Here is a 1,279-nt window from a genome sequence, read left to right as displayed (position 1 = left end):
CGCCGTTCGCGGCGAGCGCCACGTCGATCACGCGGCCGCCGGCCATGCCGAGCGCCGATGCGTCGAGCGTGTGCTTCGCGCGCGTGCCGTCGAGGTTCGCGCGCAGCGTCTTCAGCTGCAGCGAGCCAAGCGCGACGTTGCTCGCGTCGACCGTGAACACGAGCGCACCATGCGCGCCGTCGCGGATGTCCGCGCGGCCCTGCGCGGCGCCGATCCGGTTCGAACCGACCACGACGCCTTCGGCCTTGTAGGTCGCCGTCACGTTCGGATGCGCAAAGCTGCCCGTCAGGTCGCCCTGAGCCTGAACGAGCCCCGCGACGCCGAAGCCGAGCCGGTCGAGCTGCGGCGCATCGATCGCGAAGCGCAGGCGGTCGCCGGGCGCGCCGAAGCTGCCGCGCAGGTCGACGCGGTTGCCCGCGATCGACAGGTTCGCGTTGCTCGGCAGGATCCGTGTGCCGGCGAGCTGCACGATGCCTGCCCCGGTCAGCGGCACGCCGTCGTACAGGCTGTCGCCGAGCTTGAACGTGGCCTTCGTCGACAGCTGCGGCGCGAACGCGCCCGACGCGGTCAACGTGCCGTTCACACGCGTCTCGCCACGCTTCGCGGGCGTGGCCTTCTCAGCCTTCGCGGCCTTCGTCACATTCCCGGCCTTCGTCACCTTTGCGGCCGCGCTGCCGCCGGCGGCCTTCGGCGCGCTCATCGCGGCGAGCAGCAGCGGATCGAAATTGGCGAGCGTCGCCTTCGCGTCGTAGCTCGAATGCGCGTCGTGGCGGAACACGCCGGTCAGATCGATGCGCCCGTTGCCGGCCATCACCCGCGCGTCGGTCAGCACCGTCTGCTGCGGCGTCAGCGCGACCTTCGCGCGCGCGCCGAGCGCGAGCTTCGGATCCTTCAGATCGAAATCGACGGTCTGCACGCCGCTCGCGAGCGTCACGCCGACCGGCCCGCCGAGCCGCATCGGGCGCAATTCGGCGACGAACGCATTCAGGTCGAGATTGGCGACCTTCAGGTCGAAGCGGCCCTTGCCGCCCGCCAGCGTGCCGCCGCCCGTCACGCTGCCGTCGCGGATCAGCGTCAGCGCGAGGCCGTCGATCCGCTGCGTGTGCGCGTCGAGCCGCACGCTCGCCTTCGCGTCGACGACCGGCAGCAGGTGATCGCCGAGCGTGCCCGGCTTCGCATTGACGATCGACACCGGGCCCGTCACCGCGAACGCGTGCGGATGCGCGGGATCGGCCGGCGCCGGCGCGAGCTCGGCGCGCACCGCGAGATCCGCGGCCGG

1 pseudogene is annotated in these 1,279 nt (G+C 72.2%); it reads right to left on the bottom strand.

Annotated features, from left to right (window positions below):
• Positions 1-1,279 (bottom strand): annotated as a pseudogene (locus G3N94_RS41550) (hypothetical protein); the annotation flags it as partial.

This window comes from Burkholderia sp. Ac-20353 (assembly GCF_017104785.1).
In the GTDB taxonomy this organism is placed as follows: domain Bacteria; phylum Pseudomonadota; class Gammaproteobacteria; order Burkholderiales; family Burkholderiaceae; genus Burkholderia.
This window is presented reverse-complemented; position numbering and strand designations above follow the sequence as displayed.